General features: G+C 73.9%; 24 protein-coding genes. 14 read left to right on the top strand and 10 right to left on the bottom strand.

The window, feature by feature from the left end:
- Positions 1-366: 366 nt before the first annotated feature.
- The 8 genes from H9623_RS03875 to cobA all read left to right on the top strand — a co-directional run bounded on the left by H9623_RS03875 (position 367) and on the right by cobA (position 9,947).
- On the top strand, positions 367-2,163 hold the full coding sequence (locus H9623_RS03875; protein ID WP_193718739.1) for a nitrite/sulfite reductase: 1,797 nt from the start codon (positions 367-369) through the stop codon (positions 2,161-2,163).
- A complete protein-coding gene (locus H9623_RS03870) occupies positions 2,160-3,065 on the top strand; it encodes a phosphoadenylyl-sulfate reductase (protein WP_193718738.1) in 906 nt (301 codons plus the stop codon). The genes H9623_RS03875 and H9623_RS03870 overlap by 4 nt, the downstream gene beginning before the upstream one ends.
- Positions 3,062-4,087, top strand: a complete 1,026-nt coding sequence (gene cysD / locus H9623_RS03865; RefSeq protein WP_193718737.1) for a sulfate adenylyltransferase subunit CysD — start codon at positions 3,062-3,064, stop codon at positions 4,085-4,087. Before H9623_RS03870 ends, cysD begins: the two co-directional genes overlap by 4 nt.
- A gap of 41 nt (positions 4,088-4,128) precedes the next feature.
- Positions 4,129-5,487 carry a sulfate adenylyltransferase subunit 1 gene (locus H9623_RS03860; protein WP_227748152.1) on the top strand — a complete coding sequence of 453 codons (1,359 nt, stop codon included), beginning with the start codon at positions 4,129-4,131 and terminating at the stop codon, positions 5,485-5,487.
- 128 nt (positions 5,488-5,615) lie between these two features.
- On the top strand, positions 5,616-6,743 hold the full coding sequence (locus H9623_RS03855; RefSeq protein WP_193718735.1) for an ABC transporter substrate-binding protein: 1,128 nt from the start codon (positions 5,616-5,618) through the stop codon (positions 6,741-6,743).
- Between the two features lie 4 nt (positions 6,744-6,747).
- Complete coding sequence (locus H9623_RS03850; RefSeq protein ID WP_193718734.1) at positions 6,748-7,557, top strand: ABC transporter ATP-binding protein; 810 nt, start codon at positions 6,748-6,750, stop codon at positions 7,555-7,557.
- A complete protein-coding gene (locus tag H9623_RS03845) occupies positions 7,547-8,635 on the top strand; it encodes an ABC transporter permease (protein WP_193718733.1) in 1,089 nt (362 codons plus the stop codon). Before H9623_RS03850 ends, H9623_RS03845 begins: the two co-directional genes overlap by 11 nt.
- Positions 8,636-8,642: 7 nt before the next feature.
- Positions 8,643-9,947, top strand: coding sequence for a uroporphyrinogen-III C-methyltransferase (cobA, locus tag H9623_RS03840; protein WP_193718732.1), 1,305 nt, complete (start codon positions 8,643-8,645; stop codon positions 9,945-9,947).
- Positions 9,948-10,039: 92 nt separating this feature from the next.
- Here cobA and fdxA read toward each other — a convergent pair whose 3' ends face one another.
- The 3 genes from fdxA to H9623_RS03825 all read right to left on the bottom strand — a co-directional run bounded on the left by fdxA (position 10,040) and on the right by H9623_RS03825 (position 12,753).
- Entirely contained in the window at positions 10,040-10,357 is a 318-nt protein-coding gene (gene fdxA, locus H9623_RS03835) for a ferredoxin (protein WP_129429411.1), read from the bottom strand.
- A gap of 195 nt (positions 10,358-10,552) precedes the next feature.
- Positions 10,553-11,236, bottom strand: coding sequence for a LuxR C-terminal-related transcriptional regulator (locus tag H9623_RS03830; protein WP_407671830.1), 684 nt, complete (start codon positions 11,234-11,236; stop codon positions 10,553-10,555).
- Between the two features lie 5 nt (positions 11,237-11,241).
- Positions 11,242-12,753: a PspC domain-containing protein gene (locus tag H9623_RS03825; RefSeq protein ID WP_193718731.1), complete on the bottom strand. Its 1,512-nt coding sequence runs from the start codon at positions 12,751-12,753 to the stop codon at positions 11,242-11,244.
- 156 nt (positions 12,754-12,909) lie between these two features.
- Here H9623_RS03825 and H9623_RS03820 point away from each other — a divergent pair, with 156 nt between their 5' ends.
- Both H9623_RS03820 and H9623_RS03815 read left to right on the top strand, forming a co-directional pair.
- Entirely contained in the window at positions 12,910-14,565 is a 1,656-nt protein-coding gene (locus tag H9623_RS03820) for a PspC domain-containing protein (protein ID WP_193718730.1), read from the top strand.
- A complete protein-coding gene (locus H9623_RS03815) occupies positions 14,562-15,347 on the top strand; it encodes a hypothetical protein (protein WP_193718729.1) in 786 nt (261 codons plus the stop codon). Before H9623_RS03820 ends, H9623_RS03815 begins: the two co-directional genes overlap by 4 nt.
- A gap of 93 nt (positions 15,348-15,440) precedes the next feature.
- Here H9623_RS03815 and H9623_RS19910 read toward each other — a convergent pair whose 3' ends face one another.
- Entirely contained in the window at positions 15,441-16,187 is a 747-nt protein-coding gene (locus tag H9623_RS19910; RefSeq protein ID WP_321575266.1) for a hypothetical protein, read from the bottom strand.
- A 151-nt stretch (positions 16,188-16,338) separates the two neighbouring features.
- Here H9623_RS19910 and H9623_RS03805 point away from each other — a divergent pair, with 151 nt between their 5' ends.
- Entirely contained in the window at positions 16,339-17,487 is a 1,149-nt protein-coding gene (locus tag H9623_RS03805) for a glycosyltransferase family 4 protein (protein ID WP_193718728.1), read from the top strand.
- A 152-nt stretch (positions 17,488-17,639) separates the two neighbouring features.
- Here the strand turns inward: H9623_RS03805 and guaA are convergent, their stop codons facing one another.
- The 4 genes from guaA to thiE all read right to left on the bottom strand — a co-directional run bounded on the left by guaA (position 17,640) and on the right by thiE (position 21,303).
- Positions 17,640-19,226 (bottom strand): glutamine-hydrolyzing GMP synthase, encoded by a 1,587-nt coding sequence (gene guaA / locus H9623_RS03800; RefSeq protein WP_191801313.1) that lies wholly within the window; start codon positions 19,224-19,226, stop codon positions 17,640-17,642.
- Positions 19,227-19,294: 68 nt separating this feature from the next.
- Complete coding sequence (locus H9623_RS03795) at positions 19,295-19,861, bottom strand: OmpA family protein (RefSeq protein WP_191801315.1); 567 nt, start codon at positions 19,859-19,861, stop codon at positions 19,295-19,297.
- A gap of 4 nt (positions 19,862-19,865) precedes the next feature.
- On the bottom strand, positions 19,866-20,528 hold the full coding sequence (locus H9623_RS03790) for a hypothetical protein (RefSeq protein WP_191801316.1): 663 nt from the start codon (positions 20,526-20,528) through the stop codon (positions 19,866-19,868).
- Positions 20,529-20,682: 154 nt separating this feature from the next.
- Positions 20,683-21,303, bottom strand: coding sequence for a thiamine phosphate synthase (gene thiE, locus H9623_RS03785; protein WP_225219993.1), 621 nt, complete (start codon positions 21,301-21,303; stop codon positions 20,683-20,685).
- Between the two features lie 306 nt (positions 21,304-21,609).
- Here thiE and thiO point away from each other — a divergent pair, with 306 nt between their 5' ends.
- The 3 genes from thiO (at position 21,610) to H9623_RS03770 (ending at position 24,051) form a co-directional block, all read left to right on the top strand.
- Positions 21,610-22,908 carry a glycine oxidase ThiO gene (gene thiO, locus H9623_RS03780; RefSeq protein WP_193718727.1) on the top strand — a complete coding sequence of 433 codons (1,299 nt, stop codon included), beginning with the start codon at positions 21,610-21,612 and terminating at the stop codon, positions 22,906-22,908.
- Entirely contained in the window at positions 22,908-23,135 is a 228-nt protein-coding gene (thiS, locus tag H9623_RS03775; RefSeq protein ID WP_193718726.1) for a sulfur carrier protein ThiS, read from the top strand. Before thiO ends, thiS begins: the two co-directional genes overlap by 1 nt.
- 70 nt (positions 23,136-23,205) lie before the next feature.
- Entirely contained in the window at positions 23,206-24,051 is an 846-nt protein-coding gene (locus tag H9623_RS03770) for a thiazole synthase (protein ID WP_193718811.1), read from the top strand.
- Between the two features lie 58 nt (positions 24,052-24,109).
- On the opposite strand, the gene moeB is transcribed toward H9623_RS03770, so the two are convergent.
- Both moeB and H9623_RS03760 read right to left on the bottom strand, forming a co-directional pair.
- Entirely contained in the window at positions 24,110-25,396 is a 1,287-nt protein-coding gene (moeB, locus tag H9623_RS03765; protein WP_193718725.1) for a molybdopterin-synthase adenylyltransferase MoeB, read from the bottom strand.
- The gene (locus tag H9623_RS03760) at positions 25,393-25,830 is read right to left on the bottom strand and encodes a DUF3817 domain-containing protein (RefSeq protein ID WP_193718724.1); all 438 of its coding nucleotides are present in this window, start codon (positions 25,828-25,830) and stop codon (positions 25,393-25,395) included. The genes moeB and H9623_RS03760 overlap by 4 nt, the downstream gene beginning before the upstream one ends.
- Positions 25,831-25,885 lie beyond the last annotated feature (55 nt).

Genomic DNA, 25,885 nt, shown 5'->3' with positions numbered 1-25,885 from the left:
TCCTAGTTTGCTGACGCGACTGTCGGAAAAGCTCCGCGTGTTGCCCGCCCGGCGGTTCGCAGCCAGAACCTGAGACACCCATCCACCATGCGGACAGGGGGTGTTCATTCACCCGCTGCCTCTGTAGCGTTCCCGCCATGACCACGGCAGCGCACCTCCTCCTCGTGACGGCACGTCACGGGTCGACGGCCTGCGCCCGCAACAGCTCCTGCTGTTGTTGTTGACCCGCGCCTGACTCAGCCCGAGCCGTCCTCGCCGACCGCTCGCCACCTTCCTGAGCCAAGGGCGCGCGTGGTCGGCCCTCAGCCCCCTCGTTCCTGCTGAGCCCTTCGGCCCGCGTGCCCACGTCCCCCCACGAGGAGCACGATGACGCCGCCGAACACCGCCACTGACGCGACCCCGGTCGCCGGTCAGCAGGCCGGCAGCAGCACACCCGCCGGCGAGCCCTCACCGCAGGCGCCCGACGCCGCCGCGCCCCCCGCGCGTCCGGCCCGCCCCGCACGCGCGGCCCGGCCCAACGGCCAGTGGGCCGTCGACGGCAAGGAACCGCTCAACGGCAACGAGAAGTGGAAGCAGGAGGACGGCGGCCTCTCGGTGCGCCAGCGCATCGAGGACGTCTACTCGCGCGAGGGGTTCGACTCCATCACGGGCGACGACCTGCACGGACGCTTCCGCTGGTGGGGCCTGTACACGCAGCGCAAGCCCGGGATCGACGGCGGGCGTACCGCACAGCTCGAGCCGCACGAGCTCGAGGACAAGTACTTCATGCTCCGCGTCCGCATCGACGGCGGCGCGGTCACGACCGAGCAGCTGCGCGTCATCGCCGACATCTCGCGCGACTTCGGCCGCGACAGCGCCGACATCACGGACCGCCAGAACATCCAGCTCCACTGGGTCGAGGTCGAGGACGTCCCCGAGATCTGGCGCCGGCTCGAGTCCGTGGGCCTGCAGACGACCGAGGCGTGCGGCGACGTGCCGCGCGTCGTCCTGGGCAGCCCCGTGGCCGGGATCGCGGCCGACGAGCTGATCGACCCCGCCCGGGTCATCAAGGAGATCACCGACAAGTACATCGGCGTCCCCGAGCTCGCGAACCTTCCCCGCAAGTTCAAGACCGCCGTCACGGGCCACCCGTCCCAGGACGTCGTCCACGAGATCAACGACGTGGGCTTCGTCGCGCTCGAGCACCCCGAGCTCGGCGTCGGGTTCGACGTGTGGGTCGGCGGCGGTCTGTCCGCGAACCCGCGCCTCGGCGAGCGCCTCGGTGCGTTCGTGACCGAGGAGCAGGTCGCCGACGTGTGGCACGGGGTCGTCCAGATCTTCCGCGACTACGGCTACCGTCGCCTGCGGAACAAGGCCCGCCTGAAGTTCCTGCTCGCCGACTGGGGGCCCGCGAAGTTCCGCGAGGTCCTCGAGACCGAGTACCTCGGCTACGCGCTGCCTGACGGCCCGCCCGCCCCGCAGCCCTCCCAGCCGGGGGACCACGTCGGCGTGCACAAGCAGAAGGACGGCCTCAACTACGTCGGCGCGGCCCCCTACGTGGGTCGCGTCTCCGGCAGCATCCTCGCGGCCGTCGCGGACCTCGCCGAGTCGGCAGGGTCGCGTCGGGTGCGGTTCACCCCGCACCAGAAGCTGCTCGTGCTCGACGTCCCGGACGAGCACCTCGAGCGCGTCGTGTCCGGGCTCAAGGAGCAGGGTCTCGACGCGAACCCCAGCCCGTTCCGCCGCAGCACGATCGCGTGCACGGGCATCGAGTACTGCAAGCTCGCGATCGTCGAGACCAAGGGCGCCGCGACCCGCGCGATCGACGACCTCGAGAAGCGCCTCGGCGACCTCTCCGCGATGAAGCCGCTCTCGCTGCACATCAACGGCTGCCCCAACTCGTGCGCCCGCATCCAGACCGCCGACATCGGGCTCAAGGGGCAGCTCGTGATGGACGACGACGGGAACCAGGTCCCCGGGTTCCAGGTCCACCTGGGCGGCGGCCTGACCTCCGACGACCGTGCCGAGGCAGGCCTCGGCCGGACCGTGCGCGGCCTCAAGGTCACCAACGACGACCTCCCCGAGTACGTCGAGCGCGTCGTGCGCCAGTTCGAGAAGGAGAAGGACGGCACGGAGAGCTTCGCCCAGTGGGCGCACCGCGCGGACGAGGAGTCGCTGCGATGAGCGCCACGACCACGCCCCCGGGCGACCGCACGCACCCGACGGGCGCTGCGTCGTCGGGCACACCGGTCACCACGCCGGGCAACGACCCGCTCGCCGCGCTGCGCGCCGCCGCCAAGGCCCGTACCGAGGCCCGCGCCGCGTCCCAGGCCGCCCACGCCGCCCGGCGGGCCGCGAGCACCCGGCCCAAGCGGTCGGCCGACGAGCTGCGCGCGATCGTCGAGCGCGGGCAGGCCGAGCTGCACGGCTCCGGTCTGGGCGCCACCGACGAGGCGACGGCCGAGCAGGTCGTCGCGTGGGCCGTGCGCGAGTTCGGCGACTCGATCGCGGTCGCGTGCTCCATGGCCGACGCGGTCCTGCCGCACGTCGTCGCGCAGCAGGCGCCCTGGGTCGACGTCCTGTTCCTCGAGACCGGCTACCACTTCCCCGAGACCTCGGGCACACGCGACGCCGTCGAGCAGCAGATGGAGGTCACGATCGTCGACGTCCTGCCCCGGCTCACCGTCGCCCAGCAGGACGAGGCGCACGGCAAGGACCTCTGGTCACGGGACCCCGCCGCGTGCTGCGCGATGCGCAAGGTCGAACCCCTGACCCGCACGCTCGGCGGGTACGAGGTCTGGGTCACGGGCGTGCGCCGCGACGAGGCCCCGACCCGCACGAGCACCCCGCTCGTGACCTGGGACGAGAAGAACGGGCTGGTCAAGATCAACCCGCTCGCCGCCTGGTCCTTCGACGACCTGCTCGGCTACGCCGCCGACCACCAGGTGATCCTCAACCCGCTGCTCAACGACGGGTACCCGTCGATCGGCTGCGCGCCCTGCACGCGCCGCGTCGCCCCCGGCGAGGACCCGCGCGCAGGCCGCTGGGCCGGGCTCGACAAGACAGAGTGCGGGCTCCACGCATGAGCGCCGCGACCACGCACCACCGGACGGTGCACACCGACGTGCCGGACGACCACCCCACGCACCCCGACGAGAAGAGCGACGCCTTGACCGCCCCCCTCGCCCCACCTGCCTCCCCCACCTACCGCCTGACCCAGCTCGAGTCCCTCGAGTCCGAGGCCATCCACATCATCCGCGAGGTCGTCGCGGAGTTCGAGCGCCCCGTGCTGCTGTTCAGCGGCGGCAAGGACTCCGTGGTCATGCTGCACCTGGCGACCAAGGCGTTCTGGCCCGCCCCCGTGCCGTTCGCGCTGCTGCACGTCGACACGGGTCACAACTTCCCCGAGGTCCTGGAGTACCGCGACGCCACGGTCGAGCGCCTCGGCGCCCGCCTCGAGGTCGCGAGCGTCCAGGACTACCTCGACGACGGGCGCCTGCTCGAGCGCGCCGACGGCACGCGCAACCCCCTCCAGACCCAGCCCCTGCTCGACGCCATCACGGGGCACAAGTTCGACGCCGTGTTCGGCGGCGGCCGCCGCGACGAGGAGAAGGCCCGCGCCAAGGAGCGCGTCATCTCGCTCCGCGACGAGTTCGGCCAGTGGGACCCGCGCAACCAGCGCCCCGAGCTGTGGAACCTGTACAACGGTCGCCACCGCCCGGGCGAGCACGTCCGCGCCTTTCCGCTCAGCAACTGGACCGAGCTCGACATCTGGCGCTACATCGCGGCCGAGAAGATCGACCTGCCCAGCCTGTACTACGCGCACGAGCGCGAGGTCTTCGAGCGCGACGGCATGCTCCTCGCCGTCGGGCCGTACTCCCGGCCGCGCAACGACGCCGAGGCCGCGGACGTGCGCACCGAGACCGTCCGCTACCGGACCGTGGGCGACATGTCGTGCACGGGCGCCGTCGAGAGCACGGCCTACACGGTCGACGACGTCATCACCGAGGTCGCAGCGACCCGCATCACCGAGCGCGGCGCCACGCGCGCCGACGACCGGATCTCCGAAGCCGCCATGGAAGACCGCAAGAAGGAGGGGTACTTCTAGTGAGCGCCGCCACCACGCACCCGCTGCCCGACGAGACCACCCTGCCCACCGGGACCGCCGGCGAGCCCCAGGTCCTCCCCACGAGCACCCTGCTGCGCCTCGCGACCGCCGGCTCGGTCGACGACGGCAAGTCGACGCTCGTCGGCCGGCTCCTCTACGACTCCAAGTCCGTGCTCGCCGACCAGCTCGACGCGGTCGAGCGCGTCTCGCGCGACCGCGGCCTCGCGACGGCCGACCTCGCCCTGCTGACCGACGGCCTGCGCGCCGAGCGCGAGCAGGGCATCACGATCGACGTCGCCTACCGCTACTTCGCGACCGCCAGGCGCTCGTTCATCCTGGCCGACTGCCCCGGGCACGTGCAGTACACGCGCAACACCGTGACCGGCGCGTCGACGGCCGACGTCGTCGTGCTCCTCATCGACGCCCGCAAGGGGCTCCTGGAGCAGACGCGCCGCCACCTCGCGGTCGCGAGCCTCCTGCGCGTGCCGCACGTGATCGTGGCCGTCAACAAGATCGACCTCGTCGACTACAGCCAGGAGCGCTACGAGGAGCTCGCCGACCAGATCCGCGAGGCCGCGGCCTCGCTCGGCGTCGCGCACGTCCTCACGCTGCCCGTCTCGGCGCTCGAGGGCGTCAACGTCGTCGACCGCTCGGGCGGACCGGACGGCAAGACCCCCTGGTACGGCGGGCCGAGCCTGCTCGACCTGCTCGAGGAGCTCCCTGCGGCGCAGACCCCGGACACCGAGGCGTTCCGCTTCCCCGTCCAGGTGGTCCTGCGTCCCCAGGGCGCGGCGCTCGAGGAGCGCTTCCGCGACTACCGCGGGTACGCCGGGCAGATCGCCTCGGGCGTGGTCCGCGTGGGCGACGAAGTCGTGGTCCTGCCCAGCGGGAAGAGGACCACGGTCGAGGGCATCGACACGGCCGACGGCACCCTCGCCGAGGCGTTCGCCCCCCAGTCCGTGACGATCCGCCTCGCGGACGAGATCGACATCGCCCGCGGCGACCTCCTCGCGGCCGCAGCCGACGCCCCGCAGGTCACGCAGGACATCGAGGGCACCGTCGCGTGGCTCAGCGACAAGACCCTGCGTCCCGGCACGCGCGTGCTGCTCAAGCACACGACCCGGACCGTGCAGGCCGTGGTGCGCGACGTCGTCGGGCGCCTCGACCTGGACACCGCCGAGCTCGAGCCCGCGGAGACGCTCGACCTCAACGACATCGGGCGCGTCACGCTGCGCCTCGCCTCCCCCGTCGCGGCCGAGGAGTACGTCACCTCGCGCCGCACCGGTGCCTTCCTCCTGATCGACGGTCAGGACGGCGGCACCCTCGCAGCAGGAATGGTCGGAGACGCCCTGGCGGCCGTGCGATGTCCTTCGCAGCGTCCCGTGCAGTACGCGATCTGAGGTCCACCCGACCACCGCAGGCGGGGCCCGGACACCGGGCCCTCGGATCGCGCACCGCACGGATCGGCGCTGCCGGGACACGACACGTCCACCGCCAGGCAACCACCGACCCTTCCGAAGGAAACTCCATGAACACCTCGTCCCGCCCGACCCGCACCACCCGAGCCGGCACGTCCCGACGCTCCACGCGGGCGCGCTCCGCCGTCGCCGCGCTCGCCGTCGCGCCGCTGCTCCTGCTCGCCGCCTGCTCGACGGGCACGTCCGACGCCGCCGACGGCCCGGCCGCGTCGTCGGGCCCGGCCGAGGAGCTGCGCCTCGGCTACTTCGCGAACGTCACCCACGCCCCCGCGCTCGTCGGGGTCGCGGGCGGCCAGTTCGAGGAGGCCCTGGGCGACACCACGCTCTCGACCCAGGTCTTCAACGCCGGCCCCGCCGCGATCGAGGCCCTCAACGCGGGCGCGATCGACGCCACGTTCATCGGCCCGAACCCCGCGATCAACAACTTCGTGAAGTCGGGCGGCGAGGCCGTGCGCATCGTCGCGGGCTCGACGTCGGGGGGCGCACAGCTCGTCGTGCGCGAGGGCATCGACACCGCGGCCGACCTCAAGGGCACCAAGATCGCCTCACCCCAGCTCGGAGGGACCCAGGACGTCGCGCTGCGCGCCTGGCTCACCGAGAACGGCCTCGAGAACGACATCCAGGGCGGAGGGGACGTCGCGGTCACCCCGACCGAGAACGCACAGACCCTCACGCTGTTCCAGAACGGCGAGCTCGACGGCGGCTGGCTGCCCGAGCCCTGGGCCTCGCGCCTCGTGCTCGACGCCGGCGCCCACGTCCTGGTCGACGAGAAGGACCTGTGGGACGACGGTGAGTTCCTCACGACGCACCTGATCGTCCGCACCGACTTCCTCGAGGAGCACCCGGAGACAGTCGAGGCGCTCCTGCGCGGCGAGGTCGCGGCGATCGACTGGATCGGCGCCAACCCGGACGACGCCAAGACCCTCGTCAACGGCGAGATCGAGAAGATCGCCGGCAAGCCGCTGTCCGACGCGGTCCTGGACCGCGCCTTCACCAACATCACGTTCACGACCGACCCGCTCGCGGGCACGCTGAACACCCTGCTCGAGGACGGCGTGACCGCCGGGACCACGACCGAGGCGGACCTGAACGGCATCTACGACCTGAGCCTCCTCAACAAGGTGCTGAAGGAGGCCGGTCAGCCGACCGTCTCCGCCGCAGGTCTCGGCAAGGAGTAGCACCATGACCACCACGTCCCCCGCCCGCACGGGCACCCCGTCCGGCCTCGGAGAGGACGCCGTTCCGACGACCGGTGTCCGCCTGCGCGGCGTGTCCAAGCGGTTCTCCCCCGACGGCGCCCCGGTGCTCGAGGGGATCGACCTGGACATCGCGCAGGGCGAGTTCGTCTGCCTGCTCGGAGCCTCCGGCTGCGGCAAGTCGACGCTGCTCAACATCGTCGCGGGTCTGGAGCGCCCCACCACGGGGGACGTGGAGGTCGCCGGGGGCGGCGCGGCCCTGATGTTCCAGGAGTCCGCGCTGTTCCCCTGGCTCACGGCGAGCCGCAACATCGAGCTCGCCCTGAAGTTCCGCGGCGTCCCGCGTGCGGAGCGTCGTGAGCGGGCCGCGGAGCTGCTCACGCTCGTGCGGCTCGACGGCTCGGGCGACAAGCGCGTCCACGAGCTCTCGGGCGGCATGCGCCAGCGTGTCGCACTCGCGCGCTCGCTCGCCCAGGAGCGGGACGTCCTGCTCATGGACGAGCCCTTCGCGGCGCTCGACGCCATCACGCGCGACCTGCTGCACGACGAGCTCGAGCGCGTCTGGGAGCAGACCGGGCGCACCATCGTGTTCATCACGCACAACGTCCGCGAGGCCGTACGGCTCGGGCAGCGCGTGCTGCTCATGTCCTCGCGTCCCGGACGCATCGTGCGCGAGTGGGACGTCGACGTGTACGGCGCGGACGAGCAGCGCAGCATCGAGGCCGCCGCCGCGTCGCGCCTCGCGACCGAGATCACCAACGACCTCCGTGAGGAGATCCGCCGCCATGCCGTCTGAGACGTCGAAGACCGCCGAGACCCTGCCCCCGCGCGACGAGGCCCCGTCGCGGACGGGTGCGCCCGGCACTGCTGCGCCCGGCACGGGTGCGCCCGGTCCCTCCGCGAGCGTGCCCCGCGAGGCGGGCGCCGCCGTCGGGCACGCCAAGGACGTCGGCGACATCGAGGCGGGGCTCGACGCCCTCCAGACGACCGTCGCCCCCACCACGAGCCGGTGGGCCAAGGCCTGGCGGGCCGTCTATCCCCCCGTCCTGGCGATCACGCTCCTGCTCGCGGTCTGGCAGACCCTCGTGTGGCTCGAGGTCCAGCCCATCTACAACCTGCCCGGACCCGAGCAGGTCTGGACGGCCGTCACGCGCGCCGCCGAGTCCGGCACGCTGTGGCAGGCCCTCGGCACGAGCCTCGAGCGCGGCATCCTGGGCTTCCTCGCGGCCGTCGCGATCGGTACCCCGCTGGGCGTCGTCGTGGCGCGCGTGCGCTGGGTCCGCGTGTCGTTCGGGCCCATCATCACGGGCCTCCAGGTGCTGCCGTCCGTCGCGTGGGTTCCCGCGGGCATCATCTGGTTCGGGCTGTCGGACGCCACGGTGTACTTCGTGATCCTCATGGGTGCGGTGCCCTCGATCATCAACGGGATCGTGTCCGGTGTGGACCAGGTGCCGCCGCTGTACCGGCGCGTGGGTCAGGTCCTGGGCGCGGGGCGGTTCCAGATGATCAAGGACGTGATCCTGCCCGCGGCGTTCCCCGGCTACCTCGCGGGACTCAAGCAGGGCTGGGCGTTCTCGTGGCGCTCGCTCATGGCCGCGGAGATCATCGCGGTCGGCGGCGGGATCGGGTTCGGCCTGGGCGCGTTCCTCCAGCAGGGGCGCGAGCTGTCCGACATGGCGCTGGTCTTCACCGCGATCCTGCTGATCCTCGTGGTCGGCATGGTCATCGAGCTGCTCTTCTTCGCACCCGTCGAGAAGACCATGCTGCGTCGCCGCGGCCTGGCTCCGGAGACGTCGGGGGCGGCGTCGACCGGCAAGGGCTCGGGGTGGCTGCTGCGCCGGCGCGAGCTGGCTGCCGCCGCTTTCGGGCGATGATGGGCGCATGAACTCTGAGCTCTACCCTCTCGGCCTGCGCATCGCGGGTCGCCTCGTGGTCGTCGTGGGCGGGGGCCCCGTGGCCGCACGCCGCGCACGCTCGCTCGTGGCTGCCGGTGCGCGCGTGCGCGTCGTGGCCCCGGAGGTCTGCGAGGACCTCGCCGCGCTGATCGCGCCTCCCCTGCCCGACGGCGTCGCTCGCCCCGACGGTTCCGGCGCGGCCGGGTCCTCGGTCACCTGGGAGGCGCGCGCGTTCCGGACCGGTGACCTCGAGGGCGCGTGGCTCGTGCACACCGCGACAGGGTCGGCCGAGGTCGACGCCGGGATCGCCGCGGAGGCCGAGGCGCTGCGCGTGTTCTGCGTCGCCGCGGGAGACGCCGAGGCCGGGACCGCCTGGGTGCCCGCGGTGGCCAGGGTCGCTGTCGGTCCGGGGGGTGGCGCGCAGGCGTCGGGCACCACCGAGGTCGTCGTGGCCGTGAACGCGGGTGGCGACCCCCGGCGGGCACAGCGCGTCCGGGACGCGATCGACGCCCTGCTCTCGACCGGGGAGCTGCCGCTGCGGCCCGTCCGGCCCGTCCCCGACGGGGGCGTCGGCTCCGTCGCCCTGGTGGGCGGAGGCCCGGGCGACCCGGGGCTCGTCACGGCGCGGGGACGTCGTCTGCTCGCCCAGGCCGAGGTCGTCGTGACCGACCGCCTGGGACCGCGCGCGCTGCTCGACGAGCTCGCGGACGACGTGGTCGTGATCGACGTCGGCAAGACCCCGGGCTTCCACCCCGTCCCGCAGGAGGAGATCAACGCGCTCCTCGTCGAGCACGCGCTCGCCGGACGACGAGTTGTACGACTCAAGGGAGGCGATCCGTACGTGTTCGGCCGAGGAGGGGAGGAGCTCATCGCGTGCGAGGAGCACGGCATCCCCGTCGAGGTCGTCCCCGGCGTCACGAGCGCCGTCTCGGTGCCCGCCGCGGTGGGCATCCCGGTCACGCACCGCGGCCACTCGCGCGGCTTCACGGTCCTGACCGGGCACGAGGACATCGGCAAGGTGCCCGCAGCGGCCGACCACACCGTGATCCTCCTCATGGGCGTCTCGCGGCTGCGTGACTCGGCGGCTGCGCTGATGGCCTCGGGGCGTTCGCCCGAGACGCCCGTCGCGGTGGTCGAGGACGGCTACGGCCCGCGCCAGCGCTCGACCGTCGGGACGCTCGCGACCATCGCCGACGTCGCCGTCGCAGCCGGGGTCCGGGCCCCGGCCGTGACCGTGATCGGTGACGTGGTGCGCGTTAGCCCCGCCTGGCGGGCCGCCGGGCGGGGCTGAGCGCGGCGTTCCGGAGCCACGTGCCCGGGCACGACGAGGGGCCGCCGTCCGCTGGGACGATGGCCCCCCGTCACGTTCCCCCCGCAGCGCGTTCAGGCCTGCGGGGCCAGGGCCGCGATCATGGGGTCGTCCTTGTCGATCATGCCCATCTTCGCCGCACCACCCGGCGACCCCAGGTCATCGAAGAACTCCACGTTCGCCCGGTAGTAGTCGCTCCACTCCGACGGCACGTCGTCCTCGTAGTAGATCGCCTCCACCGGACACACCGGCTCGCACGCACCACAGTCCACGCACTCGTCAGGATGGATGTACAACGACCGCTTGCCCTCGTAGATGCAGTCCACCGGACACTCCTCGATGCACGCCTTGTCCTTCACGTCCACACAAGGCTGAGCAATCACGTACGTCACGTCGGAGGTCCCTTTCATCGGGCCGGAGGGCTTCACCCGGCTGTGTCCAGGCTAGCGCTCCGACGCCGCACCCGAGACCCGCTTCTCACCTGCTAATACGGCAAGATCTCGCGGTTCGTCGGGCACCGTGGCCCGTGCGGGCAGCCCCCGTGCCGCGGGTCCGGCGGGCAGCCCGGCACCGGACCTGGCGCCGTGTCACAGGAGCCGCCGCGCGGCGGCCCAGCGCGTGAGCTCGTGCCTCGACGAGAGCTGGAGCTTGCGCAGCACCGAGGACACGTGGGTCTCGACCGTCTTGACGGAGATGAAGAGCTCCGCGGCGACCTCGCGGTAGGCGTAGCCCCGGGCGATGAGCCGCATCACCTCCTGCTCGCGGGCCGAGAGCCGGTCCAGCTCGTCGTCGGCCACGGCGACGTCCGCCTGACCCGTGCCGAACGCGTCGAGGACGAAGCCCGCGAGGCGCGGGGAGAAGACCGCGTCGCCGCTCGCGACCTGGACCACGGCCCCCGACAGGTCAGGACCGGAGATCGCCTTGGTCACGTAGCCGCGGGCCCCCGCGCGGATGACGGCCACCACGTCCTCGGCCGCGTCGGACACCGACAGCGCGAGGAACCGTGTCGCTCCCAGGAGGTCCGAGCACCGCGTGATGACCTCGGCCCCACCCCCGCCGTTGCCTCCCGGCAGGTGGACGTCGAGCAGCACGACCGGGGGGCGCAGGGCCCGGATCGCCTCGACCGCGCCGTCGACGCTATCGGCCTCGCCGACGACGTCGACCCGTCCGTCCAGGCTGGCGCGCACCCCTGCCCGGAACATGTGGTGGTCGTCCACGAGGACGACGGGGACCGGCGCCCCCGGCAGCGGGCTGGGCTCGGGCTGGGGGATGGTCGTCACGTGTGCTCCTGAGGTGTTCTGGCGGGCGGTCCGAGAGTGTGCGCGGGGTCCGGGACGGTCGGCGTCGCCGGTCCTCCGTGCACCCCGGACGGGGCGACCGCGGGGGGCTCCACCGGCATCCTAGGTCCGCGCTGCGTCCCGACCGCGGGGGGCGTCGCCGGGGAGTCCGGGCCGTCGTCGCTCTCGGCCGCGCGCTGCACCTTGAGCCGGACCTCGGTGCCCCATCCCGGCCGCGACACGACCTCGGCGTGTCCTCCCTTGCGCGTGACGCGACCGATGATCGACTCACGCACCCCGAACCGGTCGTGCGCGATGTCCTTCATCTCGAACCCGTCGCCGCGGTCGCGGACGAACACCTCGACCGCGTCGCCCGACACCTCGAGGTACACCGACACCGGCGGGCGGCCGTGGGCCACGGCGTTGACGAGGGCCTCGCGGGTGGCCTGCAGCAGGGCGGTGGTCTCGTCGGTCGGGACACAGTCCCCCACGACGACCACGTCGACCACGACCGCGGCGGTCCCGGCCGGGCCGCCGTCACCCACGGCTCCCGCGGCGCTCACCCCGGAGGCGCTCGCCGCGCCGGCGGCGAGCCGCCAGCTCTGGCGGTCCTCGACCTCGCCCACGAGGGTCCTGAGCTCGGCCGCAAGCGACGTACCAGGGGCAGGCCTGTCGTTGTACAACCACTCCCGGAGCTCGCGCTCCTGGGCGCGAGCCAGCCTCGCGACGGTGTCGGCGTCCGCCGCGCTGGCCCGGACGAGGGCAAGCGTCTGCAGCACCGAGTCGTGCAGGTGGGCCGCGATGTCGGCCCGCTCCGCCTCGCGGGCGCGGGCGGTCCGCTCGTCGCCCAGCTCGCGCACGAGGCGCAGCCACCAGGGCGCCAGCACGATCGCCGCGCCCGCGAGCACCGCGAGCGACGCGGTCGTGGCCCTGACCATGTCCGCGGCCGTCGAGTCCTGCCCGACCAGGAGCAGTACCCCGACGAGGACCAGGAACAGCCCGCCCGCGAGACGCAGCACGCCCGCAGGGGTGCGACCCCCTGCCCGCGACAACCACCGGCCACGCTGGGCGGCGTCGAGCTGCGACCAGGCCAGGGCCGTGCCCGCGAGCGCGATGAGGACCGGCAGGACCCAGGACACCTCGATGTCGACCCCCGCCCGGGAGGCCAGGAGGACGGCCGCCCCGCTCAGCAGGACCACACCGATCGCGACGTCCCGCACGGGCAGCTTGCGCACCTTGCCCTGGAGCCGTGGCGCGATGCGCCGCAACGACGCAGGACGCTCCTCGTCGGCGGCCTGCGCCGGGTCGCCCGCGGGCACCGTGACCCAGAGGAAGACGTACAGGACGATCCCGGCGCCGCCCGTCAACGCGATCAGCGCCATGACGAGACGGATCGCTCCCACCGGCATGTCGAGGTGCAGGGAGAGCCCACGGCACACCCCACCGACCCAGCGCCCCTGCTCGGGGCGCCGGAAGGGGAGTCTCCTGGCGGGCTGCGCGGTCGGTGTCACTCTCTGATGGTCACATGCCGACGGGGCCGCGGTGGGCGGAACGCCCGGTTCGTCGCGTGCCGGGCCCAAAGTTCAGGGTCGCCCGATCGCAGGATCAGGGTCGGATCAGGGGAACACCCGATACCGTCCGGGCGCCGTCCGGGACAGGCTGGACCCATGAACACCGAGGACATTTCCCCAGAACCCCCGGCCGGGAGCCCCGCGCCGACCGGGGCCCGGCAGCCCGCCGGGACGCCCTATCCGACGAGCGGTCCGGTCCCCGGTGGCACCGGGCCCGACGGCGGCCCCGGCCAGCCCGGTGGACAGCCCAGCGGCACGGACAGGTTCTTCGACACCGTGCGCCGGATCGGCATCTCGCGGTCCGAGGAGCGCTGGGTCGGCGGGGTCGCGGGCGGCATCGCCGACCGGTTCGGGATCGACCCCCTCATCGTGCGCGGGATCCTCGTCGTCTCGGTGTTCCTCGGGGGCGCCGGCCTCGTCCTGTACGGGCTCGGGTGGGCGCTGCTCCCCGAGGCCCGGGACGGCCGCATCCACCTCCAGCAGGCCATCCGCGGCGACTTCGACGTGGCCATGCTGGGCGCGGCGGCGACGACCGTCGTGGGGCTGAGCTGGAACAACGGCTGGCTCTCCTGGTGGCACTTCGCGGGGCTCGAGTGGCTCGACGGGGCGCTGTGGGTCGCCGCCGTGATCGTCGTGGTCGTCCTGGTCGTCAACCGGCGCAGCGAGCACCGCAGGTACGCCACCGGCGGCGCGCAGCAGTCCCGCGGTCCGTCCGGTCAGCAGGCCGGCGCCCCGCCCCAGCAGCCGCACCCCGCGGCGCCGTTCCCCGGCGCGCCCGCGCAGCAGGGACCGCCTCCCCAGGGCTGGCAGCAGCGCCCGTCCCACGGGGCTCCCGGCGCGGGGGGCCCCCCAGCGCCCGGGGCGACGTACCCCGCGACCCCCGCGGCGCCGTCGGGCCCCGCGTACAACGCGTCGGCCCCCGTGCCGCCCCCGGGCTACCCCCAGCGTCCCGCCCCTCCCCAGGCCTACGCCGCCCAGCAGCAGGCGGCCGCGCAGCAGGCCGCCCGCGCCCACGACCACGCCCGCCGACGCGCCGAGCGCGAGACCGAGCGCCTGCGCCGGCTCGACGAGCAGCGTGCCCGGGCGGCACGCCGTCCGCGCGGACCCGGGTCCGCCGTCGTGGGGATCACGCTCGGCCTCAGCCTCCTCGGCGCCGCGATCCTCCTGCTCCTCGAGCGCCGCGAAGTGATCGGCGTGCCCTTCTTCTACACGTGGATCGGCGCGACGATCATCCTGCTCGGCCTCGGCATCGTGGTCTCCGGGCTGCGCGGCCGCACGAGCGGGGCCCTCGGAGGCCTGGCGGTCGTCGCGACGATCGTCGCGCTGCCGATCGTCGGCTGGAACAGCGTCGAGCGCAGCGACATCGGCCTGACGGCTCCCGTCTCCGACGCGACCTACACCGTGACGTCGGTCCAGGACGCGGAGAACGGCTTCTCCTTCACGTTCGGCAACCCCGTCGTGGATCTCAGCCAGCTCGACCTGACGGCCGGCGACCAGGTCGTCGTCCCCGTGAGCCTGCGCGCGGGGAACCTGACCGTGATCGTCCCGGCCGGCACACCCGTCGAGGCGGAGGTCCAGCTCCTCGCGGGCAACGCCAGCTGGACGGTCGACGGTGAGAGCCGCAACATCAACGGCGTCAACACCCGCCCGCACACCTTCACCAGCGACACCGTCTCCGACGGCGCCGACCCCGTGCTCCTGCTCGAGGTCGACGTCGCGGCAGGGGACGTCACCATCCGGGAGGAATCATGACCACCGAGAAGCAGTCTCACGAGTCCGACGACGCGGACCGGACCCAGGCCCTCCCGCCCGTCGACCCCACGGTCGAGCTGCCCGTCACGCCGGGCGAGCCGGGGGAACACGAGGGTGAGCCCGACGAGCACGCCGCCGCGGAGACGGATGCGGACGCCACCCAGGTGCTCCCCGTCGGGCAGGACGACCCGGACGCCACCCAGGTGATCGAGACGGGCCGCGCGCCCGACGACCTCGCGGACGAGCTGTTCCGGGCCGAACCGACCCAGGCGCTGCCGGTCGCTCCCCCGACCCAGGCGCTGCCGGTCTCCGAGCCGACGCTCACGCTGCCGGCCGCTCCGCCGGCCCCCGGGACGCAGACCGGCGCCCTGCCGGTCTGGGAGGCCTCGACGCACACCCAGGCCTACCCCGTGCAGGACGCCCCGGTCGACCCCGAGCCGGACGTCGTGGAAGGCCCCGCGACTCCCCCGTCGGCTCCGTCGCCCGCGCCCTCCCCGGCCGTCGACCCGGCGGCGCAGTGGAACGCCACGGCGCAGCAGAGGGCGCAGCACCCCGACCCGACGCTCGAGGACCCCCGCAACCGCGGGCTGCGGGTGGGGACCGTCGTCTGGGGCTTCGTGATCGTCGCGGTCGGTGCGGGCATCCTCGCCCTCGCGCTCGGTGCGACGTACGACCTGGACCTCGCGCTCATCGCCCTGCTGAGCGTCGCAGGCCTCGTGCTGGTCGTCGGTTCGATCGTGTCGAGCAGCCGCCGCAGCGCCCGCGAGCGGGCCAGGAGATGATCGCCCAGCCGTAGGGGCGGCGTGCACGACGGCGGCGCACCGGTCCGTGGACCGGTGCGCCGCCGTCGTGCTCTGCCGTGCTGGTGGAGGACCTCAGCGCGGGGGCTCGCCCTGCGCAGGGGGTGTGGTCGGAGGGGTCTCGGTGCCCGTGGGCGGGACGCCCGGGCTCTTGGGCTCCGCCACGGGAGGCGTCTGCGTGCCGGCCGGCGGGACGCCCGGGCTCTTGGGCTCCTCGACCGGAGCAGCGTGGGTCGAGGTCCGGGTGGGCGGCGTGGCAGGCGTCGTGGGCGCCGGCGTCGTGGGCGCGGGTGCCGTGGGCGCCGCGTGCGCAGGGGTGTGCGTGGGAGCCTGCGCGGAGGAGAGGTTGCCGCCCGACGAGTAGCCGCCCGACGTCTCCACCGCCACGGCGGGGCCGCTCGAGATCCGCTTGAGCGCGATGCCGATGAGGATGAACAGGATGCCCAGCCCGATCACGAGCGCTGCGACGCCGAACGCGACGACCGACGTGAACAGCGAGGCGCGCAGGAACGAGGCGTTCATGACGACGGCGCGTCGCTCGTCGTCCTGCGGGAGCTCGGCGTAGGTCTGGCCGTCGCTCATCTCGAGCGCGTGCTTGTTGATGACCTCGGCCTGCGCGTAGGCCGTGAACGGGCCGTTGACGTGTCGCCCCGCGAGGAAGTCCGCGTCGTCGGACACCGTGATCTCCTCGGCGGACAGCTGCGACGAGACGACGCCCCACGTGACACCGCCGGCGATGATCATGACGATTCCGGCGATGATGCTGAGGATCCCGATGACCCCCACGCCCTTCGCCGGTCGAACCGTGACAGTGCTGGACATTGCGATATCCCTCCCCGAGCCGGTTTCTTAGTCCTCAACGTAGCGACGTTCGGCCGTCTCCGCCGGACGAAAGGTCTGTTCGCCCGCACAACGGACGGCGTCGGGCCGGACCGCACGCGGCGGCGCCCGGTCCTGATGGGAGAATCCGGGGGTGAGGATCACCCATGTGACGGACTGCTACCTGCCGCTGCTCGGCGGCATCGAGACCCAGGTGAGCCGGCTCGCGGCCCAGCAGGCCGCGGCGGGCCACCACGTGGAGGTGGTCACCACGACGCCCGCGTCGCCGGGTGAGCACGGCGTGAGCCGCGAGGTGCACGACGGCGTCACGATCCACCGCGTCGCGGCCCGGATCCCCGGTGGCTACCCGGTGCACCCCCGTGCCGCGCACCACGTGACGCGCATCCTGCGGGACGCGCGGCCCGACGTCGTGCACCTGCACATGGGCGTCCTGACGCCGTCCGTGCAGGCGTCGCTGAAGCCCGTCGCGCGCCTCGGCCTGCCCGCGGTCCTGACCGTGCACAGCGTGTGGGGGTCGGCCGAGAGGTGGTTCGCCGCGCTCGACCGCGTCACGCACTGGTCGCGCCTCCCGATCCTGCTCTCGGCCGTGAGCGAGCTGACCGCGGCGCCGCTGCGGCGCATCGCGGGACGCGGCGTGCCCGTCGAGATCCTGCACAACGGGCTGGACCTCGACGAGTGGGCCGTGCCGCGCGTCGAGCGCGACGCGCGGGGCGAGGGCAAGGCCGTCCACGTCGTCGCCGCGACCCGGTTCGCACCGCGCAAGCGCGTGCTGCCCCTGCTCGATTCGGTCCGGCAGGCCGTCGAGCGGCTCCCCCAGGACGCGCTCTTCGCGACGATCGCGGGCGAGGGCCCCGAGCTCGACGCGGCCCGGCGCTTCGTCAAGGAGCACGGGCTGTCCTCGACGGTCAGCCTCCCGGGACGGCTCGGGGCGCACGAGCTCAAGCGTCTCTACTCGCGCGCCGACGTGTTCGTGGCACCGGCCGTCCAGGAGTCCTTCGGGATCGCGGCGCTCGAAGCGCAGGCCGCGGGGCTCGCGGTCGTGACGCGCGCGGAGTCCGGGGTGGCCGAGCGCCTGACGGACGGGGTCGACGGGCTGCTCGCCGCCGACGACGCCGAGATGACCGAGCAGATCGTGCGGCTCGTGACGCAGGACGGCCTGCTCGACCGCATCGTCGCCCACAACCGCGCGGTGCGGCCGTCGAGCGGGTGGCCCAGCGTGCTCGCGGACGTCGAGAAGGCGTACGAGAAGGCGGCCGCGTACCGCGAGGAGCGGCGCGGCTGACCCGCCGGTACGCCGGACCGGTCCCCAGGCGCTCCCCCGTCGGCCTGCGTTCCCGGCCCGGGGACGGGCCCGGGGACGGGACCAGGAACGCCGAAGGGCCGGTCCCCGCAGATCGCTCTGCGGGGGCCGGCCCTTCGCGGCTCAGCGGGAGGTCACTCCCACTCGATGGTGCCCGGCGGCTTGCTCGTCACGTCGAGCACGACGCGGTTGACGTCCTTGACCTCGTTCGTGATGCGCGTCGAGATGGTCGCGAGCACGTCGTACGGCAGGCGCGTCCAGTCCGCGGTCATGGCGTCCTCGGAGGACACGGGGCGCAGCACGATCGGGTGACCGTAGGTGCGGCCGTCGCCCTGGACGCCGACCGAGCGGACGTCGGCCAGGAGCACCACGGGGCACTGCCAGATCTCGTCGTCCAGCCCCGCCTTGGTGAGCTCCTCGCGCGCGATCGCGTCCGCTGCGCGCAGGATCTCCAGGCGCTCGGCCGTGACCTCGCCGACGATGCGGATACCGAGCCCGGGACCGGGGAAGGGCTGACGGGCCACGATGACCTCGGGCACGCCGAGCTCGCGGCCCACGGCGCGGACCTCGTCCTTGAACAGGGCCCGCAGCGGCTCGACGAGCGAGAACTGCAGGTCGTCGGGCAGGCCGCCCACGTTGTGGTGGCTCTTGATGTTCGCGGTGCCCTCGCCGCCGCCGGACTCGACGACGTCCGGGTACAGGGTGCCCTGCACGAGGAACTTGACCTCGGTGTCGTCGGAGTCGTGCTCCCGGCTCTCCCCGACGATGTCACGCGCAGCCTGCTCGAACGCGCGGATGAACTCGCGGCCGATGATCTTGCGCTTGGTCTCCGGGTCCGAGTGGCCCGCGAGCGCCGCGAGGAAGCGCTGCTTCTCGTCCATGACGACGAGCTTGACGCCCGTGGCCGCGACGAAGTCGCGCTCGACCTGCTCGACCTCGCCCGCGCGCAGCAGGCCGTGGTCGACGAACACGCACGTGAGCTGGTCGCCCACGGCCTGCTGGACGAGGGCTGCTGCCACCGACGAGTCGACGCCTCCGGACAGGCCGCAGATGACGCGCGCGTCGCCGACCTGCTCACGGATGAGCGCGACCTGCTCGGCGATGACGTTGCCGGGGGTCCAGTCGGGGGCGAGGCCCGCGCCCTCGTACAGGAAGCGTTCGAGCACGGCCTGGCCGTGCGCGGAGTGCTTGACCTCGGGGTGCCACTGCACGCCGTACAGGCGCCGGCTGGTGTCCTCGAAGGCCGCGACCGGGGAGCCGGACGACGTCGCGAGGACCTCGAAGCCCTCGGGCGCCGCGTGCACGGAGTCGCCGTGGCTCATCCACGTGGTCTGGTGGTCGGGGGTCTCGGCGAGCAGGACGCCCGCGGAGCACACCTCGACCTCGGTGCCGCCGTACTCGCTGAGGCCGGTCTGCGCGACCTTGCCGCCGAGCGCCTGGGCCATGGCCTGGAAGCCGTAGCAGATGCCGAGGACGGGCACGCCGGCCTCGAACAGCGCGGGGTCCACGAACGGGGCGCCCTGGGCGTACACGGACGACGGACCGCCGGACAGGATGATCGCTGCCGGGTCCTTGGCGAGCATCTGCTCGACGGTGAAGGTGTGAGGGACGATCTCCGAGTACACCTTGGCCTCACGCACGCGACGCGCGATCAGCTGGGCGTACTGTGCGCCGAAGTCGACGACCAATACGGGCCGGGGGGCTGAGGGGGTGGGTGTCACCACCCCAGGATAGTTGGCCCCCGGGCCCGTCACGTCATCCGTCCACCCAGGGCGGGCGGGGCCTGCGCTCAGGAGGACGCGAACGTGATCTCGACGCGCCGGTTCAGCGCCCGCCCGCCCGGGCTGTCCTGGCCGCCGACCGTGTTGTCCGCCACGGGTTCCCTGCTGCCGTACCCGGTGACCGTCAGCACCAGGTCCGGGCGCGCCGCGCGCAGGAGCGCGGCGACCGCATCCGCGCGCTGCTGCGACAACGGGTCGTTGACGGTGTCGTCCCCCACGGAGTCGGTGTGACCGTCGACGGCCACGTCGGCTCCCTGAGGGATGGTCGCGACCAGGTCCGTGACCGCTGCGGCGGCCTGGGGCGACAGGTCTGCGGACGCGAAGGCGAAGAGCAGGTCGGACGTGAGGACCATCACGGTCTCGCCCTCCTCCTCGCGGACGGTCTCGAGGCCCGTCGTCGCGTCGTCGGGCCGCAGGTCGAACGTCGCGTCGGCGCTCATCTGCTCCGTCACCACGAGGTCGGGGACCGGCTCGGGCGAGACCGCCGCCGTGCTGGGCGACGTCGTGCCGAGGAGTCCGACCGTCACGGCCCCGACGACGGCCGTTCCGCGGAGGGTCTCTCGCAGGGTGCTCACGGCCCTACTTCCCGTCGTCGACGACGACGGGGGTGATCCCGCTGAACGCCGGCCACCCGTCGGAGACGAGGATGTCGAGCGGCCCGGGGTCGCCCTGCGGCGAGGGCAGGAGCGCCCAGGCCTCGATCGTCGAGCCGTTGGTCAGGCCTGCACCGCTGGACGCGCTCGGCGAGACGAGCGCGGAGAGCTCGCAGGCCTGGACGTCGAGCGCGGCGCCCTTCCAGGCCCCCTTGGTGCAGAAGGGCTTGTAGATCTTGAGGTTCGTGCTGTCCGTCACGGTCGGCACGTGTCGTGCGCCGAGGTCGGAGAACGACGCGCGCTCTCCGGCCCCCTTGTCAGGGTTGTCCCAGCGAAGGGCCCAGCGCACGGTCATGGTCCTGCCCGTCACCTCGACCGAGCGCAGCGTCATGGTGATCGTGCCGCCGGGGGCCTCTCCGGACCCCGCGGTCGCGTCGAACGTCTGCTCGGCGAGCGACGCCGTCGTGATCGAGGCTTCGCCGGCCGCCTGCTCCTGGTCGCCGTCCGCCGCGGGGGACGAGGCCGTCGTCCCCTCCGTGCCACCGCCCGGCGACGGCTCGGCGCCGGCGCCAGCACCGGTGCAGCCCGCGAGCACGAGCAGGGTGAGCGAGAACAGGGCGGCCACGAGGGGCCCACGCGTGCGGGTCATGGTTCTCCGGGTCTGAGGATCGAGGACGGGAGCGTCCTGCGCTCGGCGGCGAGCACTCTGCAGCCCAGACCCTCCCACAGCGGCCCGGCGGCGGGAAGACCTTCCGTCCTCTGAGACCGCCCGGGGGACGGGGACCTGTCCCTCTGGGGCCCGGTCAGGCGGGCAGCCGCTCGCGCAGCTCGCGTGCGGCCTGCTCCGGGTCGGCGGCCTCGGTGAGGGCGCGGACGACGACGATCCGCTCGGCGCCCGCGTCGAGCACCTCGTCGAGACGCGCGGCGTCGATGCCCCCGATCGCGAACCACGGCGTCGTCGGCCGGGTCGCCGCGACCTGTCGCAGGAGGTCGAGCCCGACGGCGTCGCGCCCCGGCTTGGTCGGCGTGGACCAGAGCGGCCCGACGCAGAAGTAGTCGACCGACGGGTCGGCCTCGGCGGCCGCGGCCTGGGTGAGCGAGTGCGTCGATCGCCCCAGCAGCGGACCCGCGCCCAGGAGCGACCGGACCGCGGGGACCGGGAGGTCGCCCTGGCCCGTGTGCACGACCGGCGCACCGGTGAGCAGCGCAACGTCGGCACGGTCGTTGACGGCCCACAGCGCACCGTGCTGGGTCGCGACGCGCGCGACCGTCTCCTGGAGCTCGAGCTCGCGCGCGACGTCCAGCGTCTTGTCGCGGAGCTGGACCACGTCGACCCCGCCCGCGAGCGCCGCGTGCAGGAAGTCCTCGAGGTCGCCGCGCTCCTCGCGCGCGTCGGTGCACAGGTACAGGCGGGCGGCGCCCAGGCGCTCGACGGCGGCCTCGCGGGCTGCGAGGGTCCTCGCGTCGAGGCCCTCGGGCGCGTCGGAGCGGTGGCGGGGTGCGGAGCGTCGGCGGCGGCCGGGGTCGCCGGTCGGGAGGGTGGTCACGGCGCCAGGATAGGCACGGCCGGGGCCGGGTCGCCCGGGCTGCGCAGCCTGCGGGCACGCCCGGAGGGTGGACGGGACGCGTTGTAGGGTGGCCGCGAAGCACGGGAGCCCCGCACGGGGCTGAGAGGGCGAGAGCCGACCGTCGAACCTGATCTGGGTCATGCCAGCGAAGGGAGCGAGCGCATGAGCGCAGCCCTGCCACACCCTGCCCTGCCTGCGCGCCCACCGGGGCGCGACGGAGGCCTTGGGCGCGCGGCGCCGTCGGGCCTGCCCCACGACCACCTGCCCGACGGCGCCGCGGACGTCCTCGTCGTGGGCGGCGGCATCGTGGGGCTCACCGCGGCCTGGCGGGCCTCGCGCGCGGGCCTGCGCGTGACCGTCCTGGACCCTTCCCCCGGAGACGGCGCGACGCACGCCGCAGCCGGGATGCTGGCGCCCGTGACCGAGGCCGACTTCGGCGAGGAGGCCGCGCTGCGTCTGGGCTCCGACTCCGCGGCGCGCTGGCCCGTGTTCGCGGCCGAGCTCGAGGCGGACTCGGGGCTGAGCGTGGGTCTGCGGACGACCGGGACCCTCACGCTGGCCTACGACGGCGACGACCTCGCGCTCGGGCGCCGCGTGCGCGCGCTGCAGGAGGCGTGGGGCCTCGACTCGACCGAGATCTCGGTCGCGGCCGCACGCGACCTGGAGCCCCTGGTCGGGCCGCGCGTGGCCGGGGCGTTCTGGGCCCCGGGTGACCACCAGGTCGATCCCCGCGCGGTGCACCGGGCCCTGACCGCGGCCCTGGGACGGGACCCGCGTGCCGCCGTCGTGCACCGGCGGGCCGTCCGGCTGCTGCGCTCCCCCGGGCTCGGCGCTCCCGTGACCGGTGCCCTCGACGACGCGGGCCACGAGCACCGTGCGGGGACCGTGGTCCTCGCGGCCGGGGCCGACTCGGGCGCCCTGCTCACGGTCGTCCCCGAGGTGTGCGTCCCGACCCGCCCGGTGAAGGGGCAGACGCTGCGGCTCGACGCCCCGCCGTGGTTCACGCTCGACCACGTGGTGCGGGGGATCGTGCAGGGACGTCCGGTGTACGTCGTACCGCGTACGCCCGGACCCGACGGGCACCGCGAGGTCGTCGTCGGTGCGACGAGCGAGGAGCACCCCGACGACCGGCGCGCGACCGCGGGCGGCGTCTTCGCCCTCCTGCGCGACGCGCGCGCCCTGCTGCCCGGGCTCGACGAGGCGGCCCTCGTCGAGGTCACGCCGCGCGTGCGCCCCGGGACCCCGGACAACCTGCCTCTCCTGGGGCCCACCACCGTGCCCGGCCTGGTCCTCGCGACGGGCCACTACCGCAACGGGGTGCTGCTCGCGCCGGTCACGGGGGCCGCGGTCGACGCGGTCCTGGCCGGGGAACCCCTGCCGCCCACGGTCGCCGCGATCGACCCCCTGCGCTTCTCGCCCGCCCCCTCGTCCGTTCCCACGAACCGTCCCGGAGGACCCTGATGACCGACACCGCCCTCGTCAACGGCGAGCCCCACCCGCTCACGACCCCCACGACCGTCGCGAGCCTCGTCGCCCGCCTGCTGCCCGGGCTCGTCACCGGCACCGGCGCCCCCCAGGGCGTCGCGGTCGCGATCGACGACGCCGTGCTGTCGCGCAGCGCATGGGCGTCCACGACGCTGCGCGACGGCGACCGCGTCGAGGTCGTCACGGCGGTGCAGGGTGGCTGACCCCCGGCAGGACCGCGCGGCCGACGACCCCCTGGTGGTCGCGGGCGTACCCCTCGGCTCCCGCCTCGTCATGGGCACGGGCGGCGCGGCCAACCTGCTCACGCTCGAGGAAGCGCTCGTCGCGTCCGGGACCGCGCTGACGACCGTCGCGATGCGCCGCGTCGCGCGGGTCCGCCCGTCGGGCGACCGGGCCGGGTCGGGCGGCGCGGGTGGCGCGGGCGAGACCGGCGTCTGGGCGATGCTCGACCGCCTCGGCATCCGCGCCCTGCCCAACACCGCAGGCTGCTTCTCGGCCAAGGAAGCCGTCCTCACCGCGCACCTCGCGCGCGAGGCGTGCGGCACGGACTGGGTCAAGCTCGAGGTGATCGCCGACGACGTGACCCTCCTGCCCGACCCGATCGGCCTGGTCCAGGCCGCCGAGACCCTGGTCCGCGACGGCTTCACGGTGCTCCCCTACACCAACGACGACCCGATCCTCGCGCGCCGCCTCGAGGACGTGGGGTGCGCCGCGGTCATGCCCCTCGGAGCGCCCATCGGGTCGGGGCTCGGCATCCTCAACCCGCGCAACGTCGCGGCCATCGCGTCGGCAGCCCGCGTGCCCGTGATCCTCGACGCGGGGATCGGGACCGCCTCGGAGGCCGCGCACGCCCTGGAGCTCGGGTGCGACGGGGTGCTGCTGGCGACGGCCGTGACCCGTGCCGCCGACCCCGTGCGGATGGCGACGGCCATGCGCCTCGCGGTCGAGGCCGGGCGTCTGGCGGCGCTCGCGGGCCGCATCCCGCGGCGCGAGCAGGCGCTCGCGAGCTCGCCGGTCGACGGGATGGTCGGCCGGGCCGGGGCCGTCGGTGCGGGGTCGTCAGCCGGGCTCACGGGTACCGGCGTGCTGGGCGGAGGGAACCTCGACCTGGCGCTGTGACCGGCCCGCCGAGGGGCCCGGTCCGCCGCCTCGGCGCTTGGCCTCCGTCCCGACGGGATCAGTACGTCGGGCGTCCCGGCTCGACGTCCCGGACCCACGCCAGGATGCCGCCCTCGACGTTGCGCGCGTCCACGCCCGCGGCCCGTGCCAGCGCCGCGACCCGGTCCGACCGGCCCCCGACCTTGCACAGCACCGCGACGGTCCGGTCGCGCGGCAGGTCAGCGAGCGCCGCCGCGGCGTCCGGCCCGGCGTACACCCCGCTGGGGACCACGCGCGCACCGTCGATCCCGACGACCTGCGTCTCCCAGTCCTCGCGCACGTCGAGCAGCAGCAGGTCGTCGTCGGGGTCGGCGAGGCGGTCGGCGAGCTCGCGCGCCGTGAGGCTCGTCGCCGTCGCACCGGCCCCCGCCGAGCCCCCCACCCGGGCGCGGTCGACCGCGAGGCGACCCTCCGCCGTCGGGCCGGGGAAGGTGCCCGCCGCGACCGGGGCCGCCGCCCCCACCGGTGCCACGCCGCAGAACGCCTCGTAGGCGTGGTCACCGGCGAGCAGCCTCGTGACGGGGACGCGCTCGGGGTCGGCGCGGATCGTGAGGTGGCGCCACGTGAGCTCGAGCGAGTCGTAGACCGCGAGCCGTCCCAGGAGCGTGCGCCCCGCACCCGTCACGAGCTTGATCGCCTCGGTCGCCATGACGGACCCGACCGTCCCGCACATGGCACCGAGGACTCCGCCCGTCGCGCAGTCGGGCACGGTGCCGGGCGGCGGTGGCTCGGGGAACACGTCGCGGTAGACCACGCCCTCCCCGACGGGGGGCGACGACCAGAAGACGCTGACCTGGCCCTGGAAGCGGAAGATCGAGCCCCACACGCAGGGGATGCCCGCGATCTCGGCCGCGTCGCCCACGAGGTAGCGGGTCGCGAAGTTGTCGGTCCCGTCGAGGACGACGTCGTACCCAGCGAGGATCTCCAGCACGTTCGAGGCGTCGAGGCGCTGCTCGTGCAGGCGGACGGCCACGTGCGGGTTGACCTCGGCGATCGCGTCGCGCGCCGAGGCGACCTTGGGCCGCCCCACGTCCGAGCCGCCGTGGATCACCTGGCGCTGGAGGTTGGAGACCTCGACCCGGTCGTCGTCGACGATCCCGATCGTGCCGACGCCGGCCGCCGCGAGGTAGAGCAGCGCGGGGCTGCCCAGCCCGCCCGCGCCCACCACGAGCACGCGTGCGGCACGCAACCGCTGCTGGCCCTCGACCCCGATGCCCGGCAGGGCCAGGTGCCGCGAGTACCGGGCGAGCTCCTCCGGGGACAGGGGCTCGGGAGAGGGGGCGACCAGCGGCGGCAGCGAGGTCATCGGGCGTACTGCTCCACGAGGGCGTCGAGCTTGGCCTCGGCCTCGCGGTGGACCTTCTTCTCCAGGATGAACGACATGACGGGCACGACGCCCGCGAAGACCATGGTGGCCAGGCGGCCCCAGCTCCAGCGCATCTTGGACCACAGGTCGAGGACCGTGACGAGGTACACGACGTAGACCCACCCGTGCGCGAACGGGATCCAGCCGACGAAGCGCATCACGCCGTCGACGTCGACGAACCTGCCGACGCCGTACTTGACGATCATCTCGACGCACAGGATCAGGAGCATCACACCGGTGATGAGGGCCATCACGCGGTAGCGGGCGAGCGCGCCGCGGGCCTTGCGGACGGCGCGGTCGACGACCTCCTGCGTGGGGGTTCCCGCCACGGCGTCGTACGTCGTCTGCGGGCCTGCGGGGTCGGGCGTGGTCATGGGATGAGTTCCTTACGCTGAGCGAAAATCCGTGGCTCGGTGTCGGTGGCCACAC

This window comes from Oerskovia douganii (assembly GCF_015142735.1).
Classification (GTDB): Bacteria; Actinomycetota; Actinomycetes; order Actinomycetales; family Cellulomonadaceae; genus Oerskovia; species Oerskovia douganii.
This window is presented reverse-complemented; position numbering and strand designations above follow the sequence as displayed.

What these genes read in the sequence shown, in the direction of transcription:
- H9623_RS03875 (WP_193718739.1), top strand. Translation starts at nt 367, where the DNA reads ATGACGCCGCCGAACACCGCCACTGACGCGACCCCGGTCGCCGGTCAG.
- H9623_RS03870 (WP_193718738.1), top strand. Translation starts at nt 2,160, where the DNA reads ATGAGCGCCACGACCACGCCCCCGGGCGACCGCACGCACCCGACGGGC.
- cysD (WP_193718737.1), top strand. Translation starts at nt 3,062, where the DNA reads ATGAGCGCCGCGACCACGCACCACCGGACGGTGCACACCGACGTGCCG.
- H9623_RS03855 (WP_193718735.1), top strand. Translation starts at nt 5,616, where the DNA reads ATGAACACCTCGTCCCGCCCGACCCGCACCACCCGAGCCGGCACGTCC.
- H9623_RS03850 (WP_193718734.1), top strand. Translation starts at nt 6,748, where the DNA reads ATGACCACCACGTCCCCCGCCCGCACGGGCACCCCGTCCGGCCTCGGA.
- H9623_RS03845 (WP_193718733.1), top strand. Translation starts at nt 7,547, where the DNA reads ATGCCGTCTGAGACGTCGAAGACCGCCGAGACCCTGCCCCCGCGCGAC.
- cobA (WP_193718732.1), top strand. Translation starts at nt 8,643, where the DNA reads ATGAACTCTGAGCTCTACCCTCTCGGCCTGCGCATCGCGGGTCGCCTC.
- H9623_RS03820 (WP_193718730.1), top strand. Translation starts at nt 12,910, where the DNA reads ATGAACACCGAGGACATTTCCCCAGAACCCCCGGCCGGGAGCCCCGCG.
- H9623_RS03815 (WP_193718729.1), top strand. Translation starts at nt 14,562, where the DNA reads ATGACCACCGAGAAGCAGTCTCACGAGTCCGACGACGCGGACCGGACC.
- H9623_RS19910 (WP_321575266.1), bottom strand. Translation starts at nt 16,187, where the DNA reads ATGTCCAGCACTGTCACGGTTCGACCGGCGAAGGGCGTGGGGGTCATC.
- H9623_RS03790 (WP_191801316.1), bottom strand. Translation starts at nt 20,528, where the DNA reads ATGACCCGCACGCGTGGGCCCCTCGTGGCCGCCCTGTTCTCGCTCACC.
- thiO (WP_193718727.1), top strand. Translation starts at nt 21,610, where the DNA reads ATGAGCGCAGCCCTGCCACACCCTGCCCTGCCTGCGCGCCCACCGGGG.
- thiS (WP_193718726.1), top strand. Translation starts at nt 22,908, where the DNA reads ATGACCGACACCGCCCTCGTCAACGGCGAGCCCCACCCGCTCACGACC.
- H9623_RS03770 (WP_193718811.1), top strand. Translation starts at nt 23,206, where the DNA reads ATGGGCACGGGCGGCGCGGCCAACCTGCTCACGCTCGAGGAAGCGCTC.
- moeB (WP_193718725.1), bottom strand. Translation starts at nt 25,396, where the DNA reads ATGACCTCGCTGCCGCCGCTGGTCGCCCCCTCTCCCGAGCCCCTGTCC.
- H9623_RS03760 (WP_193718724.1), bottom strand. Translation starts at nt 25,830, where the DNA reads ATGACCACGCCCGACCCCGCAGGCCCGCAGACGACGTACGACGCCGTG.